The 16782-nt window shown below is 64.9% G+C and carries 16 protein-coding genes and 1 pseudogene; 6 read left to right on the top strand and 11 right to left on the bottom strand.

The features are described from left to right. A pseudogene (locus OC450_RS33010) lies at positions 1–191 on the top strand (hypothetical protein); the annotation flags it as partial. Between the two features lie 257 nt (positions 192–448). On the opposite strand, the gene OC450_RS33005 reads toward OC450_RS33010, so the two are convergent. Continuing rightward, the gene (locus OC450_RS33005; RefSeq protein ID WP_262049409.1) at positions 449–835 is read right to left on the bottom strand and encodes a hypothetical protein; all 387 of its coding nucleotides are present in this window, start codon (positions 833–835) and stop codon (positions 449–451) included. A gap of 288 nt (positions 836–1123) precedes the next feature. Here OC450_RS33005 and OC450_RS33000 point away from each other — a divergent pair, with 288 nt between their 5' ends. After that, positions 1124–1381 (top strand): DUF2798 domain-containing protein, encoded by a 258-nt coding sequence (locus OC450_RS33000; RefSeq protein WP_211387113.1) that lies wholly within the window; start codon positions 1124–1126, stop codon positions 1379–1381. A gap of 53 nt (positions 1382–1434) precedes the next feature. On the opposite strand, the gene OC450_RS32995 is transcribed toward OC450_RS33000, so the two are convergent. The 3 genes from OC450_RS32995 to OC450_RS32985 form a co-directional block, all read right to left on the bottom strand. After that, positions 1435–3222, bottom strand: coding sequence for a chloride channel protein (locus OC450_RS32995; protein ID WP_211387112.1), 1788 nt, complete (start codon positions 3220–3222; stop codon positions 1435–1437). Between the two features lie 11 nt (positions 3223–3233). Then, positions 3234–3887 carry a class II aldolase/adducin family protein gene (locus tag OC450_RS32990; protein WP_211387111.1) on the bottom strand — a complete coding sequence of 218 codons (654 nt, stop codon included), beginning with the start codon at positions 3885–3887 and terminating at the stop codon, positions 3234–3236. 170 nt (positions 3888–4057) lie between these two features. Beyond that, positions 4058–4684, bottom strand: coding sequence for a MarC family protein (locus tag OC450_RS32985; protein ID WP_211387109.1), 627 nt, complete (start codon positions 4682–4684; stop codon positions 4058–4060). 143 nt (positions 4685–4827) lie between these two features. Here OC450_RS32985 and OC450_RS32980 point away from each other — a divergent pair, with 143 nt between their 5' ends. The 4 genes from OC450_RS32980 to OC450_RS32965 all read left to right on the top strand — a co-directional run bounded on the left by OC450_RS32980 (position 4828) and on the right by OC450_RS32965 (position 8527). Beyond that, positions 4828–5397 carry a ferritin-like domain-containing protein gene (locus OC450_RS32980; RefSeq protein ID WP_256809224.1) on the top strand — a complete coding sequence of 190 codons (570 nt, stop codon included), beginning with the start codon at positions 4828–4830 and terminating at the stop codon, positions 5395–5397. 186 nt (positions 5398–5583) lie between these two features. After that, a complete protein-coding gene (locus tag OC450_RS32975) occupies positions 5584–5967 on the top strand; it encodes an Hsp20/alpha crystallin family protein (RefSeq protein ID WP_211387107.1) in 384 nt (127 codons plus the stop codon). An 8-nt stretch (positions 5968–5975) separates the two neighbouring features. Next, entirely contained in the window at positions 5976–8366 is a 2391-nt protein-coding gene (gene lon / locus OC450_RS32970) for an endopeptidase La (RefSeq protein WP_211387106.1), read from the top strand. Between the two features lie 5 nt (positions 8367–8371). Continuing rightward, positions 8372–8527, top strand: coding sequence for a hypothetical protein (locus tag OC450_RS32965; protein ID WP_211387105.1), 156 nt, complete (start codon positions 8372–8374; stop codon positions 8525–8527). Positions 8528–8598: 71 nt separating this feature from the next. On the opposite strand, the gene OC450_RS32960 is transcribed toward OC450_RS32965, so the two are convergent. The 7 genes from OC450_RS32960 to OC450_RS32930 form a co-directional block, all read right to left on the bottom strand. Then, positions 8599–8901 carry an HU family DNA-binding protein gene (locus tag OC450_RS32960; RefSeq protein ID WP_200512102.1) on the bottom strand — a complete coding sequence of 101 codons (303 nt, stop codon included), beginning with the start codon at positions 8899–8901 and terminating at the stop codon, positions 8599–8601. 391 nt (positions 8902–9292) lie between these two features. Then, on the bottom strand, positions 9293–10525 hold the full coding sequence (locus OC450_RS32955) for an acetyl-CoA C-acetyltransferase (protein WP_211387104.1): 1233 nt from the start codon (positions 10523–10525) through the stop codon (positions 9293–9295). A 124-nt stretch (positions 10526–10649) separates the two neighbouring features. Next, on the bottom strand, positions 10650–12113 hold the full coding sequence (locus tag OC450_RS32950) for a GH1 family beta-glucosidase (protein WP_211387103.1): 1464 nt from the start codon (positions 12111–12113) through the stop codon (positions 10650–10652). A gap of 124 nt (positions 12114–12237) precedes the next feature. Beyond that, positions 12238–13215, bottom strand: a complete 978-nt coding sequence (locus OC450_RS32945) for a Bug family tripartite tricarboxylate transporter substrate binding protein (RefSeq protein ID WP_262049408.1) — start codon at positions 13213–13215, stop codon at positions 12238–12240. An 84-nt stretch (positions 13216–13299) separates the two neighbouring features. After that, complete coding sequence (locus tag OC450_RS32940) at positions 13300–14145, bottom strand: fumarylacetoacetate hydrolase family protein (protein ID WP_211387101.1); 846 nt, start codon at positions 14143–14145, stop codon at positions 13300–13302. Next, positions 14142–15764 carry a bifunctional 3-(3-hydroxy-phenyl)propionate/3-hydroxycinnamic acid hydroxylase gene (locus OC450_RS32935; RefSeq protein WP_262049407.1) on the bottom strand — a complete coding sequence of 541 codons (1623 nt, stop codon included), beginning with the start codon at positions 15762–15764 and terminating at the stop codon, positions 14142–14144. The genes OC450_RS32940 and OC450_RS32935 overlap by 4 nt, the downstream gene beginning before the upstream one ends. Beyond that, positions 15761–16660, bottom strand: a complete 900-nt coding sequence (locus tag OC450_RS32930) for a VOC family protein (protein ID WP_211387099.1) — start codon at positions 16658–16660, stop codon at positions 15761–15763. The genes OC450_RS32935 and OC450_RS32930 overlap by 4 nt, the downstream gene beginning before the upstream one ends. Positions 16661–16782 lie beyond the last annotated feature (122 nt).

Below are 16782 nucleotides of genomic sequence, written 5' to 3'. Positions count from 1 at the left end.
CGCAAGAGCTTGACCGTAGCAACGACGGCCAGGACCACACGGTTTTGCCGTACGCACGGCCCGCCATTTCGCCGCAGTTTTTCCAGATCTGTCGACGGAGCCGGAAACTTACAGACGAGACGAACCTGACAGCGCCGCTCGTCCAGCACGAAGTTTTTGGGCTCACGGAGAGCAATCCGCCCTGCCCTTGACCTCGCGCCCGACGCTGCCGCGTCCACCGCAAGCCCGGCTCGCGAACATGACGACCACAAGATCGCCCCTCAAGGATGAGCCGGGATGGCCGACACATACGCCAAAACCGAATTTCGATAAAGTGGAATATTTTTTTTCAGAGAGGATTGACGCGCAGGCGACACAGGTCGGCAACGCTACGCCCGCGCGGAAGAAACAAGGGGCGGTGCAAAACACCGCCCCTTGGCGAGATCAAGACCGCGACGAGAACAGGCGCCTAATACGGCTGATAATAGCCACGCGGAGCGTAATAGGGACCGCCGCCATAATATCCCGGACTACCGTAGTAAGGACGCGGGCCATAATTGTAGTGGTCTTCATAGTATTCGCGGCGCTGGCTCTCCGCGATCGCACCTCCGATCAAGCCTGCCGCCACGCCCATGAAGGCGAGGCCTGCAGCGTTCGGGCCTCGCCGATAATAGCGGTGGCGGCGAGCGGCGCTGAAATCGGTGGCGTCCGATGAGGACTGGGCTGCGGCCGCCTTTGTCGTCGCGGGTGACGCCGCAGACGAAGGCGGAACGGAAGCCGCAGACAAGGCGAGGCCTGCGAGCGCGGCAAGCGAGGCGCTGCGGACAAGTCTCAAACTTACGGTCCTATCACTCATTTCAATGTCCTCTGTTCTCACCAAAAGTGACCTAAGCAAACGAACCATAACGCGCAACCCACTGAAATGGTTTCGCGATCGCGGCAATCTGCCACGCTTTGAACGATTGTAAACCGAACGACCGGATGCAGCTTGAACCATCCAACCTGAGCGGATAATGAACAGCCGCGCCGTTTTCGGTCGCCGTAAGCGTTTGACGTGAACCAACGCATCAACCGACGCCGTCGGGATCGATGCCATTTGCAGGGTTCAACGTGACTGACGCGTCCTTTTCCCAAGAGAAACCAGATGATTGCGGTTCGCAAACTGCCGGCGCGCTATGCGCCGATCGTGATGCCATTCGTGCTGTCCATCCTCATGACGGCCGTCGTGTCGATCATTTCCACGCTTCGGAGCCTCGGCGCTACGCCGGCGTTCCTCGCAACCTGGCCAGGCGCCTGGGCGCTGTCATGGCTGGTCGCCTTTCCGACGCTGCTGATGGTGCTGCCATTGGTCCGCCGGATCGTGGCTTGCCTCGTCGCCTCCCCATCTCAACCAGGCCGATAGCCGGCGCAGATTGCGGCGGCTGGCAAGGCCGACCTCGCCGGCCGGCGCGTCACTTACGACAGCGCGCCGAGCACGCCGCGCGTCGCCTTGTCGATCTCCTCGACATAGCGGCGGCGGGCGAAAGTCTCGGTAAGGAAGCCGACCACCTTGCGGCTGTCGGTGGAATCGACCACCGCCAGCATCTCGGCTTCCGCCTCGTCGAACACCGCCATCGCCGACTTCACGTTCATTTCCGGGATCAGCACGATCTCGGTCAGGCGCGCGAGTTCGATCACCTGGATTTCGTCGGCGATGCTGTCGAGATCGCCGGAGAACAGATCGGGCAGCAGGACGAGCCCGACATATTCGTCCGCATTGTTGACGATGACGATTCCGGGCCGCGAGCCCAGCGCGAATTCGCGGCGCACCGCGGCGATCGTCGTCGTCGACGGTACCTTGCCGACGTCGGAGCGCATCAGCCGCTCGACGGTGAGGTTGCGCAGCCAGCCGACGTCGTTGGCGCTGCGGATGGTCTCGCCGCGCAGGTGCAGACGCCAGGTCGAGAACGAGTGTCCGAACATGAAGCGAACGCAGATCGAGGTAACGATGCAGCCGGCCAGCACCACGGCGGTGACGTCGACGTTGCGGGTCATCTCGAGCACGAGGAACGACATGGTCAGGGGACCGCCGACGATGGCGACGCCGAGCGTCGCCATCCCCGTCAGCATCGCGACCAGCGGATCGATCACGAAGTTCGGGCTGACCAGCAACAGCACCGCTGCAAAGAACTTTCCGATCAGGCTCCCGACGAACAGCGAGGCAAAGAACAGCCCGCCGCGGAAGCCCGAAGCGAGCGAGATCAGGCAGGCCGTCACCTTCAAGGCGATGATCAGCGCGATCAGGCCGATCGTCATGTCGTGAAACAGATCGAGCACCATCGCGCCGTGGCCGGCCGCCAGCACCTGCGGCGTGAGAAGCGCAAAGCCGCCGACGACGAGCCCGCCGATCACCGGGCGCAGCCACACCGGCAGCCAGGCGAACAGGCGTTCGAACATCGATGACGAGCGCATCACCGCAATGCCGACGCCGCTGGTGACGAGCGCGAGCCCGATCAGCGCCAGATATTGCTCGACGCCGACGGCGCTGACCTTGGGTATTTCGAGCGAGTAGGGCGCACCGCCGAGCCATTGCGCGGTCAAGGCGCCGGCGAGCGAGGCGGCCAGGATCGGCGCGGCGCTGCCGACCGAATAGACGCCGACGATCAGCTCGCAGGCGTAGAAGGCCCCTGTGATCGGTGCTCCGAAGGCCGCCGCGATCGCCGCGGCGGCGCCGCAGCCGACGATCAGGCGAAGATCGTTGCGGCGAAGATTGAAGAACTTGCCGAGCAGCGAGGCGATGCCCGAGCCGATCTGGGTATAGCCGGCCTCGAGGCCGACGGAGGCGCCGCAGCCGTTCGAGATCAGCGTCTGGCTGGACACCACCACGCTGTCGCGCATCGACAGATTGCCGCCACGCAGCGCGTTCGCCTCGATCGGATCGACCGCGCTGGAAATCTTCAGCCGTCGCCGCCACCACTCCATGATGCCGAGCGCCAGGCCGCCCAGCGCGGGAGCGAGCAGCGCGGCCCAGGGGCTGATGCGCGTATTGGCGGACAGGCGGACGTCGATGGGAATGCCATAGATCACCACGTGCGCGATCTGCGCGATCTCGGCCATCAGGGTCACGATCGCGCCGGCAAGCGTGCCGATCACGAGGGCGAGCGGGATCAGATAGAATTCGTTGCTGCGCAGCAGCGCCCGCAGCCGAACCATGGTGCGGTTCGTCCCCTTGCGATCGACGAGATGTCTGATCCGCATGAACACCTGCTGCCGCCCTATCCTTCCGACATGCCGTAACCGGACATGCGCTGGCGGACCCGCTCGATCTCGGCGCTCGACAGCAGCGGCGGCTCTCCGATCTGGAGACAGCCGTGATATTGCCGCGCCAGCGTCTCGACCTCGACGGCGAGCCACATCGCCTTGTCCAGCGACTTGCCGATCGCGATCATGCCGTGATGGTCGAGCAGGCAGGCGAGCCGTCCCTCCAACGCCCGCACCGCATGGTCGGACAGCTCCACCGTTCCGAAGGTGGCATAGGGCGCGCAGCGGATGCTGTCTCCGCCGGCGGCTGCGATCATGTAGTGCACGGGCGGAATCTCCAGGCCCATGATCGCCAGGATGGTGCAGTAGGTCGGATGGGCGTGGACGACCGCGTTGACGTCGGGCCGGGCCTTGAGGATGTCGAGGTGGAAGCGCCACTCGCTGGACGGCTTCTGATCGGGCGCGTGCGAGCCGTCCATCGTCATCAGCACGATCTGGTCCGGCGTCATGGCCTCATAGGGCACGCTGGTGGGGGTGACCAGAAGCCCGCCCGCATGCCGGACACTGATATTGCCCGAGGTGCCCTGGTTGATGCCGAGCGCGTTCATGCGGCGGCAGGCGTCGATGATGGCCTGTCTCTTGACGAGTTCGTCCGCTGTCACCGACATCTCGATTTCATCTCGACTTCTTGGCGATGGGCGTTTGTGGGACGGGAAGTACGTCAAAGCAATGTGGCAGCGCAAGCGAAAGCGGACCGGATCGCCCGCGATCGCGCCAGCCGCCTCGAAGCATCATGAAATAATGATGAAAATCAACGCATTAGCAGATTGTCGCGGCCCTACGGCAAGCTTGCCCGGACGGCCGCGATCCCGTTGATCACGAACTGCACCGAATAGGCCGCGAGCAGCATGCCGAGCACGCGCGAAAGGACGGCGTTGCCGGTACGTCCGAGGGTGCGCGCGATCAGGTGAGCTGAGACAAAGCAGAGCATGCAGAGCAGGCACACGGAGAGCACGACCGCGATGATGATCGCGAGCCTCGGCCCGTAGCCGGCGTCGCCTGTCAGCAGCAGCGTGGTTGCGATCGCGCCGGGACCCGCCATCATGGGAATGGCCAGAGGGAACACTGCGACATCGGAGGCATGCTCCGAGCTTGCCTTGTCGGCCTCGCGGGCCTCGCGATGCGGACGGTCGCCGAAGATCATCTGGTAGGACACGCCGAACAGCAGCAAGCCGCCGGCGATCTGGAAGGCGGGGATGCCGATCCCGAGCTGGCGCAGCAGCCAGTTTCCGATCAGCGCGATCACCACCAGGATCGACGCCGCGATCAGCGGCGCGCGCAGCGCGATCGTGCGTTTGATCTTGTCGGGCATGCCTCCGGTCGCGGCGAGGAAGGCCGGCGCAAGGCCGACGGGATCGACCACGAGCAGCAGGGTCACGAAGGCCGACAGGGCGAAATCGAGCATGCGGATGGGTCTCACGCGAGGTGCAGCCGCAATCCATAACGGCTCGACTCGGCCTTCGCGAGGAACATTTGCCTCCGCAGAGGCTTGGTCGCGCGAGGATTGAGGACGGGAGCGCCTTCCCGTGCCCCTCAAGAGGAGGATTTATGGCTAAGCAAGCAAAGAAACGTGCGAACGCGAAAAAGACCGCGGCGCGCCGCCCGCGTCAGGCGCCGAAGATGCTGAGCGACCTGTTCCTGGAGACGCTGAAGGACATCTATTACGCCGAGAACAAGATCATCAAAACGTTGCCGAAGATGGCGAAGGCGGCTCACTCCAAGCAGCTCTCCGCAGCCTTCACCAAGCATCTGCGGGAGACGCAGGGCCAGGTCAAACGGCTGGACCAGATTTTCAAGATGCTGGGCAAGCCAGCCCGCGGCAAGCCCTGCGAAGCGATCAACGGCATCACCGACGAGGGTGCCGAGATCATGAAGGACTTCAAGAACGCTCCTGCCCTCGACGCCGGCCTGCTCGCCGCAGCCCAGGCCGTCGAGCACTACGAGATCTCCCGCTACGGCACACTGCGCACCTGGGCCGAGGAGCTCGGCATGCCGGACGCCGCCAGGCTGCTCCAGGCGACGCTGGACGAGGAAGAGGCGACCGACCACTCGCTGACCGAGCTCGCCATCTCCGTCATCAATCTCGAAGCGGAAGAGGACTACCGCGCCGCCGCCTGAACGCGCCGCGCCCAATTGTTGCCTTCGGCGCCGCGGAACATCTCCGCTGCGCCGAAGGCGTCTGACTGCAAGGGTCTCCTCCGGTTCGAGGGACAGGCATGCTCCAGACGCGCGATGCTGGAATTTCGGGGAACCGTCCCCATATCCCCGCTTTCCAACCGTAGCGCCTTCCCCCGAGTTTTTGCCATGCAACCCAAAAATCCCCTCGACTGGATGCTGTCCGAAGCCCTGGACTCGCTGACCCGCGCCGAACGGCTGCGCCAGCAGTTCGGCCGCCAGGAAGCCTGCTGGGAGCCGCCGATCGACGTACTCGAGACCGAGCATGAGCTCCTGATCCTGGTCGCGCTTCCCGGCGTCAATCCCGACAATGTCGAGACGGCGATCCATGACGGCGTGCTCGTCATCTCCGGTCAGCGCACGCTGCCGCCGGAGCTTCGCAACGCCCGCATCCACCGGCTCGAGCTGCCGCAGGGGCGTTTTGAGCGCCGCATTGCATTGCCCCTTGGCCGCTACGCCATCAGCCGCTTCGTGATGGACGGCTGCGTCGCACTGCGCCTCGCCAAATCCTGAGGTCGATCATGGCCACCGAACAGATGAATACCGCACAGAGCAATTCCACCGAGTCCGACGTGAAGATCCCCGAAGACGCACTGATCATCATCCCCGTGCGCGAGATGGTGCTGTTCCCCGGCGCCATCGCGCCGATTGCGATCGCCCGGCCAAAGTCGGTCGCCGCCGCGCAGCAGGCGCTGCGCGAGCAGCGGCCGGTCGGCATCGTGCTGCAGCGCAGCCCCGAGACCGAAGAGCCGGGGCCGGACGACCTCTACCGGGTCGCGACCATCGCCAACATCGTGCGCTACATCACCGCGCCCGACGGCACCCATCACATCGTCTGCCAGGGCGTGCAGCGCGCGCGGATCCTCGACTTCCTGCCGGGGACGCCGTTTCCGGCCGCGCGGATCCAACAGATCCCGGAGCCGACCACGAGCTCGCCCGAGATCGAGGCGCGTGCGCTGAATTTGCAGCGCCAGGCGATCGAGGCGATCGAGCTGCTGCCGCAGGCGCCGCCGGAGCTGGCCGCGATGTTCCAGAGCACCACCGCGCCCGGCGCGCTTGCGGATCTGGCGACCTCGTTCATGGACATCAAGCCGCAGGACAAGCAGGAGGTGCTGGAAACCATCGACCTCGCCTTGCGGGTCGAGAAGGTGTCGAAGCATCTGGCCGAGCGGCTGGAGGTGCTGCGCATCAGCAACGAGATCGGCCAGAAGACCCGCGCCTCGTTCGACGAGCGGCAGCGCGAGGCGATCCTGCGCGAGCAGATGGCGACCATTCAGCGCCAGCTCGGCGAAGGCGACGGCAAGGCGGCCGAGGTCGCCGAGCTGACGGCTGCCATCGCCAAGGCCGGCATGCCGCCGGAGGCGGACGCGCATGCCAGGAAGGAGCTGCGCCGCTACGAGCGCATGCCGGAGGCCGCCGGCGAAGCCGGCATGGTCCGCACCTATCTGGACTGGCTGATCGAGCTGCCCTGGGCGCTGCCCGCGGAGAAGCCGATCGACATCAAGGAAGCGCGCCGCATCCTGGATGCCGACCATTTCGGCCTGGAGAAGATCAAGAGCCGGATCATCGAATATCTGGCGGTGCGCAAGCTGGCTCCGCAGGGCAAGGCGCCGATCCTGTGCTTCGTCGGCCCGCCCGGCGTCGGCAAGACCTCGCTCGGCCAGTCCATCGCACGCGCGATGGATCGCCCCTTCGTGCGCGTCAGCCTCGGCGGCGTGCATGACGAAGCCGAGATCCGCGGTCACCGGCGCACCTATATCGGCGCGCTGCCCGGCAACATCATCCAGGGCATCAAGAAGGCCGGCAGCCGCAACTGCGTCATGATGCTGGACGAGATCGACAAGATGGGCCGCGGCGTGCAGGGCGACCCTTCCGCCGCGATGCTGGAGGTGCTCGACCCCGAGCAGAACGGGACGTTCCGGGACAATTACCTGGGCGTGCCGTTCGACCTGTCGCGCGTGGTCTTCATTGCGACCGCCAATATGCTGGACCAAATCCCGGGCCCGCTGCTGGATCGCATGGAGCTGATCAGCCTCGCCGGCTACACCGAGGACGAGAAGCGGGAGATCGCGAAACGCTATCTGGTGCGGCGGCAGCTCGAGGCCAACGGCCTGACTTCAGACCAGGCCGAGATCGAGCCGGAGGCGCTGAAGCTGGTGGTCAAGGGCTACACCCGCGAGGCCGGCGTGCGTAACCTCGAGCGCGAGATCGGCAAGCTGTTCCGGCATGCCGCGGTGCAGGTCGCCGAAGGCACGGCGGCAAAGGTCGTGGTGACGGCAAAGGACATCGCCACCGTGCTCGGCCAGCCGCGTTTCGAGGGCGAGATCGCGCAGCGCACCAGCATTCCGGGCGTGGCCACCGGCCTTGCCTGGACGCCGGTCGGCGGCGACATCCTGTTCATCGAGGCCTCTCGCGTGCCCGGCCGGGGCGGTATGATCCTGACCGGCCAGCTCGGCGAGGTCATGCGCGAGAGCGTGCAGGCCGCACTGACGCTGGTGAAGAGCAAGGCCCCGCAGCTCGGGATCGATCCTCAGCTGTTCGAGAAGAACGACATCCACGTTCACGTCCCGGCGGGCGCAACCCCGAAGGACGGGCCGAGCGCGGGCGTTGCGATGTTCACTGCGCTGACGTCCCTGCTCACCAATCGCACGGTGCGCAGCGACACCGCGATGACCGGCGAGATCTCGCTGCGCGGCCTGGTGCTGCCGGTCGGCGGCATCAAGGAGAAGGTGGTGGCGGCGGCGGCCGCGGGATTGAAGCGGGTGATGCTGCCGGCGCGCAACAAGCGGGACTATGACGACATCCCGAAGAGCGCGCGGGACAACCTCGAATTCATCTGGCTGGAGCGCGTCGACGAGGCCATCGCCGCAGCGCTCGAGCCGGCCGAAGCCAAGGTCGAAGCGGCGGAGTGAATGCGATGAAGAAACTGCTGGAAAGAGCGAAGAAATCGCGGACAACGCAGCGGCTGCGCCGGCTGCTCGATCGCGCCATCGACGGGGTTCGCGATGGGCTCGCAGGACCCGGGCCGCGGCTTCAGCCGATCCCGGTCCGGGTGAAGCGCCGCAAAGGCTGAGCCCCTCCGCTTCAGCCCTCGCGGGTCATCGAACACAAAAGGCCCCCTCCTGCGAGGGGGCCTTTGCTTTATCAGGACACGGCGTCCTTGGCAGCCTTGACCGGGCGGGCGCGGACGATCTTCCGGGCCGGCTTGGCCTTGAACATCATCTCTTCACCCGTGAACGGGTTGGTGCCCTTGCGCGCCTTGGTCGCGGGCTTCTTGATGACCACGAACTTGGCGAAGCCCGGCACCAGGAACAGGCCGTTCTTCTTGAGCTCCTTGTGGCCGACGTCGGTCAGCGTCTCCATGACGCTCTTGACGTCGCGCTTGGAAAGCTCGGTGGCGGTCGCAATCTTTTCGATCAACTGCGATTTGGACATTTGGGCTGGCATCGTGTCTCCTCTGATTCGTTGCCGGTTGCATATTAGACCAACCGGCGAAGGCCTAGAGCCTTCTGCACAGTTTTGTCGCGGTTTTACGGGCTTTTTTGGCCCCCTGTGGCAAAAAACCCTGCTTTTTAGCTACTTCCTGAGCGGGAGGAGCCTCGGGCAGCGGATTTTACCTTGTTTCAAAGGCCCGCACGCAGCCTTGCTAAAGCTGATTCGATGCTTTCGACAAGCGACGACCGGCCTCTTTGTACGAGGAGGAGCGCGATTCACCCTGAAAAATAAGGCTAGATCGCATCGTGAGAGCTGGACTTGCGGAGAGTCCCCCTCACCCGGATCGCATCTGACGATGCAATCCGACCTCTCCCCGCAAGCGGGGAGAGGCGAAGAAGGAAGGCTAGACGCGCTCGATGATGACCGCCGGCGCCATGCCGCCGGCAGCGCACATGGTGACGAGCCCGCGCTTGAGGTCGCGCCGTTCGAGTTCGTCGAGCACGGTGCCGATCAGGATCGAGCCGGTGGCGCCGATGGGATGGCCGAGCGCGATCGAGCCGCCATTGACGTTGACCCTGGCGCGGTCGAGCTTGAGGTCGCGGATGTATTTTTCCGCGACCACCGCAAAGGCCTCGTTGATCTCGAACAGGTCGATGTCGTCGATGGTCAGCCCCGCCTTGGCCAGCACCTTGCGCGTCGCCGGCACCGGCGCGTTCAGCATCAGGGTCGGCGAGTCCCCCATGTTCGCCATCGCAACGACGCGGGCACGCGGCTTGAGGCCGTGCGCCCTGGCGTAAGCGGGCGAAGCGAGCAGGATCGCAGCGGCGCCGTCGACGACGCCGGACGAGTTGCCGGCGTGATGCATGAAGTCGATCTCGAGGTCCGGGTACTTCTGCAGGATCAGGCCGCGATAGGTCGTGCCCTTGTCGTCGAGCGCATGGTCGGCGATGGCGGGGAATGCCGGCTTCAGCGCGGAAAGCCCTTCCATCGTGGTCTGCGGCCGCGGATATTCCTCATGGTCGAGCGCGAGGCTGCCGTCCTCGCGATGCACCGGCACGAGGCTCTTCTTGAAGTGGCCGTTCGCCATCGCATGCGCGGCGCGCTTCTGGCTTTCGAGCCCGAGCGCATCGACGTCCGGTCGCGTGATGCCTTCGAGCGTTGCGATCGCATCGGCGCAGACGCCCTGGTGCGACTGCGGATGCCGCGCACGCAGGCGCAGATTGCCGCCGTCCATCATCATCGGACCGCCGCCGCGGCGTCCTTCCATCGACATCATCTCGCAGCCGCCGGCGATGACGAGGTCTTCCGCGCCCGCCATGATCGAGCTTGCAGCCATGTTGACGCTGGTGATGCCGGAGCCGCAGAAGCGGTCGAGCGTCACTGCGCTGGCGCGCACGTCGTAGCCGGCATCGAGCGCCGACATGCGGCCGAGATCGCCGCTTTGCGTGGCGACCTGCGCGCTGCAGCCCCAGACGATGTCGTCGACATCGGCGGTATTGATGCCGGTGCGCTCGGCGAGCGCGCGTAGCACCGTTGCGCCCAGCTGCTGCGGATGAATGCCGGAAAGTGCTCCCTTGCCGGCCTTGCCGACACCGCGCGGTGTCCGGCAGGCATCGATGATCAGCGCGTCAGCCATCGGCGTGTCCTCTTGTAATGAGTGTTGATGTGGTTTTGAATCAGGGCGAGAGGGGAGTCAATGCGCGGCTTTTATGCTACTGAGGGCGGATTTTCCGCTGCGCGTAAAATCGGGCACTGCGCGCTTACGCTCCCGCCGCGTTCTTCGCGATCACGTTGCGATAGAAGCTGGCGCTGAGCTTGGGCGTGCGGACCTGGGTGTCGAAATTGACGTGATAGAGCCCGAAGCGCTTGTTGAGCCCGAACACCCATTCGAAATTGTCCATCAGGCTCCAGAGGAAGTAGCCGCGCACCGGCACGCCCTCGGCGGCGGCGCGCTGGAGCTGGGCGAGGTAGTTGCGCAGATACATGATGCGGTCAGTGTCGTAGATCTTGCCGTCGGGCGTGACGACATCCTCGCCGGAGGTGCCGTTCTCGCTGATATAGATCGCATCCGCCTTCCAGATCCTTGCCGCCAGCTTCGGCACCCAGTAGATCGTCTCGGGCCCGACGCGCAGCCAGTCCGAGTTCATGTGCGGGAACGATTTCGGGATCGGCAGCGGCATGAAGCCGGCGCCCTGGTCGGAGGCCACCACGTAGTGCTGCGGCGCGTAGATGTTGAGGCCGAGGAAATCGACCGGCGAGGAGATGATCTTCAGCTCCGCATCGGTGTATTTCGGCGCGTCACGCCCGGCGAATTTCAGAAAGGCGTCGGTGTACTCGCCCGTCATGATGACGTTGAGATAGCCGGCGTTCAGCTCGCGCAGCGCGATCTCGGCGGCGCGGACATTCTCCGGCGTGTCGATCGCGGGCGCGCAGGCATCTATGTTCTCGGCCGGCCCGACGCGGGTGCTGCGCCGGCCGTGGGCGCGCACCGCCTGCACCGCGAGCCCGTGCGCCAGCGCGCTGTTGTGCCTGATCTGGTTGACCTCGGCCTGCGGCAGCGTCAAGCCCGGCGCGTCGATGCCGATGCCGTAGCCGAAATAGACGAAGCGGCCGCTCTCGTTCAGCGTGAACACGTTCTTGACGCGGTCGGTCAGATGCTTGGCGACATAGGCGGCGTAGTCGCCGAAGATCTTGCAGGTTTCCGTCGAGCGCCAACCGCCGAAGCGATCCTGCAGCGATTGCGGCAGGTCCCAGTGATAGAGCGTCAGCCACGGCTCGATGCCGTTCTTCAGGAGCTCGTCGACGAGCCGGTTGTAGAAGTCGAGCCCCTTCGGGTTGGGCTTGCCATCGCCGTCCGGAAACAGCCGCGGCCAGGCGACCGAGAAGCGATAGGCCTTGCAGCCGAGCGCCTTGATGAGCGCGACGTCCTCCTTGTAGCGGTGATAGTGCTCGTTGGCGCGGTCGCCAGTGGTGCCGTCCTCGATCTTGCCGGGGATGCGGACGAAGCTGTCCCAGATCGAGGCCCCTCGCCCGTCCTCGTTGACCGCGCCCTCGACCTGATAGGACGAAGTCGCCGTGCCCCAGACGAAGCCCGCCGGAAAGCCGTTTCCGCCGCGTGGCGCTGCGGCCGGCTTCGCGTCAGCGCCTTCCACGGAATTTGCGACTCCGGCCACGGACAATCCCGCCAGCTTGGCAAACTGGCGACGCGAGACCTTGTCCGACATGAAGCTGCCCCCCGAGATGGTTGTTGCGGCCGCACAATGGCCGGTCACGGGCGATATGGGAAGCAGTGGAGCCGAGAGTTGACGATGCAAAAATGCGGAAGGACGCTCCCCGCTGCGCGGGTCGCTATTCAGGTTCGATGCCAAGCCCCTGAATGATCTTGCCGGAAGAGGCGAGCTGGTCTTCGAGGAAACGCTTTGCGCCCCCAGGCGTCACAGCATCACCAATACGGACGTCGAAGCCGAGGGTGGGAGCTCGCTCGCGCACGTCAGGCGATTCCAGAGCACGCGCAATCTCGGCGCTCAGCTTTTCAACGATGTCGGCGGGCGTGCCAACCGGCGCCATGAACATGAACCAGCCCTGGAGATCGACGCTTTGCAGCGCCTCCGCGATCGCAGGAACGTCCGGCAGGGAGTCGATCCGTTTGGCTCCGGCAACGGCAACCGGTCGAAGCGTACCTGCCTTGATGAAGGCCTCGGCGATGGACGCCGATTGGATTGTTACCTGGACACGGCCCGTGATGGCGTCCTGGACCGCATTCGTGGTCGTGTTGTAGGGGATGAGGACAAAGCTGGTTCCGGCGCTCTTGTTGATGGCTTGGGCAATCAGACCCGAAAGGTTGCGTGCCCCGTCGACGGCCAGGCTCAACGAACCAGGCGCCGATTTCTCCAGCTTGATCAATTCCGGCAGCGTATTGGCCTTCAGCTCGGGATTGACGAGAAGGACGTGATTACTTCTGGCCGCCATGGCAACCGGCACGAAATCCTTCACGGGATCGTAGGGGAGCTTCTTGAAGGTGTAGGGGTTGGTCACGAGCGCGGCGGATGTAGCAAACAGGAATGTATAGCCGTCCGGAGCTGCGCGGGCGACCGACTGCGTGCCGACAAGGTTTGCGGCACCCGCACGATTCTCGACGATGAACTGCTGTCCGAGGGTCCGCGAGAGCTTTTCCGTGATGACGCGGCACATCACGTCCGGGCTGTTGCCCGCCGGCTGCGGCACAACGATTGTCACGGGCCTCTCCGGCCACGACTGCGCGAAGACCGGAAGGGAAAAGCAAAGCACAGCGCCGGCAAGCAGCAGACGACGGGATAGTCCGGACATGATGTTCCTCCCTGGAGATCCCGCTTTGCGGGCTTTTATTGGTCGGTAGCGCCCCGCACGCCGTCGCCGGCGGCGGGCTTTCGATCAGGCTTCGTCTGCGACGACATTCCGCAGCACGCCGAGGCGTTCGACCTCGATCTCGACGACATCGCCGGGCTTCATCCAGAGCGGCGGCTCGCGCCGCGCACCGACGCCCCCCGGCGTTCCGCTGACGATGACGTCGCCGGGCTCAAGCCGCGTAAACGTGGAGCAGTATTCGATCTGGCGCGGGATATCGAAGATCATCTGCTTGATCCGCGCCTCCTGCATGACCTGTCCGTTCAGGCGGGTCTCCAGCTTGAGCTCGCCAAGCGGACCGAGCTCGTCCGGCGTCATCATCCACGGCCCGAATGCGCCGGTATCAGGAAAATTCTTGCCCGGCGTGAACTGATGGGTGTGACGCTGGAAATCGCGGATGCTGCCGTCATTGTAGCAGGAATAGCCGGCGATGTAGCTCATGGCGTCGGCGCGGGAGATGTAGCGGCCGGCCTTGCCGATGATGACCGCAAGCTCGCCTTCGAAGTCGAGGTCGGTAGAGACGCGCGGCCGCACGATCGGCTGCAAATGTCCGGTCTGGCTGTTGGCATAGCGCGAAAAGATGGTGGGATGCTCGACCTCGGCCCGGCCGGTTTCCTTGCGGTGGGTCTCGTAGTTCAGGCCCACGCACAGGATCTTGTCCGGGTTCGGGATGACGGGCAGCCATTTGACCTTGGAGACCGGAACGGCAGCCGCCGCGGATTTTGCATCCGCAACGCCGGCCAGCGACGAACCGATGGCAGCCTTGAGGTCGGCGTAACGCGCCTTGAGCCCAGCACCGGCATCGAAAAAAGTCTCGGCTTCGACCAAGCCCCAGGTGGTGCGGCCGTCGATCGCTACAGTTGCCAGTTTCACGGCGTTCTCTCCATTGTCGGATCAAAATTGTGACTGTCTCGCCCGGCCGGGACGTCGTGCAGACGCGCCTCGATCTCGCGCAGGAGATCGCCGAGTTCGGCGGCGGTGCGCGCCGTGCCGAAAACGTAATGATCGGGCCGCACGATCGTGGCGATGGCATCGTGACGGTCGAACCAGCTCGCGAGCACGCCCTCGGTCTCCTGGAGCACATCGGGTGCGCCGGAGCCGGCGGGTGCGACGGCCGCTGCAAACAGGTACGGGCGCGCGGTGCAGAGAGCCAGGAGGTCGGCGGCGTCGGAGCGGCGGCCGTCGATGAACGCGCGCAAGCCTGGTCCCGTCACCTCATCGAGCAGGCGGACCGTGCCGGCGCTTGCGATGCGCGGCTGTGGAAACAGACTGCCACGTGCCGGCCCTTCGTGATTGGCAAGAACGCCCGCGCGCAGCGGCGGAATGATCTCTTGCCGCGTGATCTGGAGCGGCTTGCCGCCGCCTTCGGCCAGAATGCGCGCATCACGCCGCCGCGCCGCGACGGGATCGCGTTCGCAGATCGACTGGCCGATCGCCTTAATCTTGCCGGTCAGCTCGATCACGTGGGCTTTGCGTTCCACCGTGTAGCTGTCGAGCAGCCTGTCGGAAGACACGCCCCTGAGCACCCGATCCAGCTTCCAGACGAGGTTAGTGGCATCGCGCACGCCCTGGCACATGCCCTGGCCGATGAAGGGCGGCTGCTGATGTGCGGCGTCGCCGGCGATCAGGATTCTGCCGTTGCGCCAGACGTCTGCAACGAGGGCGTGGAAACGATAGGAGGCCGCCCGCCACAACTCGCCGTCCTGTGGGGTGAGCCAGGGCGCGAGCAGCTTCCAGACATTCTCCGGCCGCTCCATCTGCCGCGCGTCCTCGCCCGGCAGCAGCATGATTTCCCAGCGGCGGTGGTTCTTCGGGCCAATCAGGAAGCTAACGGGGCGCGCCGGATTGCAGAATTGGGCGGAGCATAGCGGCAATTTGTGCAGCGCGCTCTCGTTCACGCGCACGTCGACCACGAGCCAGGGTTCGTCGAAGATGAGATCCTCGAGCCCAAGCCCTGCGATCTCGCGCACCGTGCTCGAGGCGCCGTCGCAGCCAAGCACATAGCGCGCGGTCACGGAACGGCGCTTTCCGTTGGTTTCCTTCAACTTTGCTTCGACGCGATCGGAGGTTTGAACGAGATCAATCAGCTCGACGCCAAGCTCGGCGCGCACATTGGAAAAGCTTGTCGCGCGGCGGCGCAGCTCGGCCTCGACCGCGGGCTGGCTGAACACCATGCTCGGCGTGTAGCCGAGTGGATAGGGCTTTGCGACCATGTCGACGCGGCGGATCAGCCGGCCGTCGACGCCAAAATGCTCCGACGCGGTGAAGGGCTCGACATGGGGTGCGATCGCCTCAGCGAGGCCCATATTGTCGAACTGTCGAAAAATCTCGTGATCGAGCGCAATCGCGCGCGGCTTGTCATAGACGTCAGCGAGACGGTCGATCACCAGTGTGCGATGACCGAGGCGGCCGAGCTGGCCCGCGGCAACGGCGCCGGTCGGCCCGAAGCCGATGACGAGCACGTCATGGTCGGTGGCGGCCGCTTCCGTCATGCGCGCGCCGTCGTGAAGGGAACGGCAAGCTGTGCCGTCTTGCAGGCGTCGGACTTGGGCGGGGCAATGCCCCACTGATCCGTTCGTCCTGGCGGCCAGACCCAATCGTCTGGACCTTTCGCGACGTAGCTGTCGTCGATCTGCAGGACTTCGGCGGTGTATTCGATGACCGCGCCGGTCGGATCGACGAAATAGGCGAACACATTATCGCCCGGGCCGTGACGGCCGACGCCCCAACCGATCGGATGGCCATGGTCCACCATGCGGCCGGAGCCGCGCATGACCGACTCCAGATCAGGCATCAGGAAGGCAATGTGATTGAGGCCATTGCGAGGGGCTTCCGCGAGCACGACCGCGTGGTGGTCGCTGTTGCAGCACAGGAACGCCATCAGTTTTGACCGATCCGACAGGCGGAAACCGAGCGTCTCCTGGTAGAATGCCGAGAGTTTTTCGACATCGACGCTGTTGATGTTGACATGCGCGAGCCGCTCCGGCCGGTCCGCCACCACGCGCGCCGCCCTGGTGCGGTCGCCATGGACGAACTCCATGGCGCAGCCTTGCGGCTCCCGAACCATAAAACTTTCGCCGCCCGACGGTACCGGCGATGGCGCGGGTACACTGACCACCTCACAGCCAGCCCGCCGCGCGCGTTCGAACAGGCGGTGCAGGTCTTCGCGCGACCGGGTGCGGAAGCTGACTTTCCGCAGCGAGGTGGTCTCGCCGGGCGTGAGCTCGAGAACGTGGAAATCGCCGCCCGTCGCCGCGAGGTAGACCGTGCCGTCCGCTTCCGCCGCGACGGCGAGACCCCAGACCCCAGTGTAGAAATCGAGCGAAGCTGTAGGGTGCGGCGTCGTGATCTCGACGCTGCGCAGGGCCGCCACCGGAAAATCGGACATTGGGCTTCCTCGCCAGACGCGCGAACAGTGGCAAGTCCATAATATGTAAAAAAGCGACAGTAAAGTATAAAATTTATAAATTACTGGCTGGAAGCCTGCTAATGTACAGAATGAGTTGACGA

The sequence above is a fragment of the Bradyrhizobium sp. Bra78 genome, from assembly GCF_024519855.1.
Taxonomy (GTDB): Bacteria; Pseudomonadota; Alphaproteobacteria; order Rhizobiales; family Xanthobacteraceae; genus Bradyrhizobium; species Bradyrhizobium japonicum_G.
This window is presented reverse-complemented; position numbering and strand designations above follow the sequence as displayed.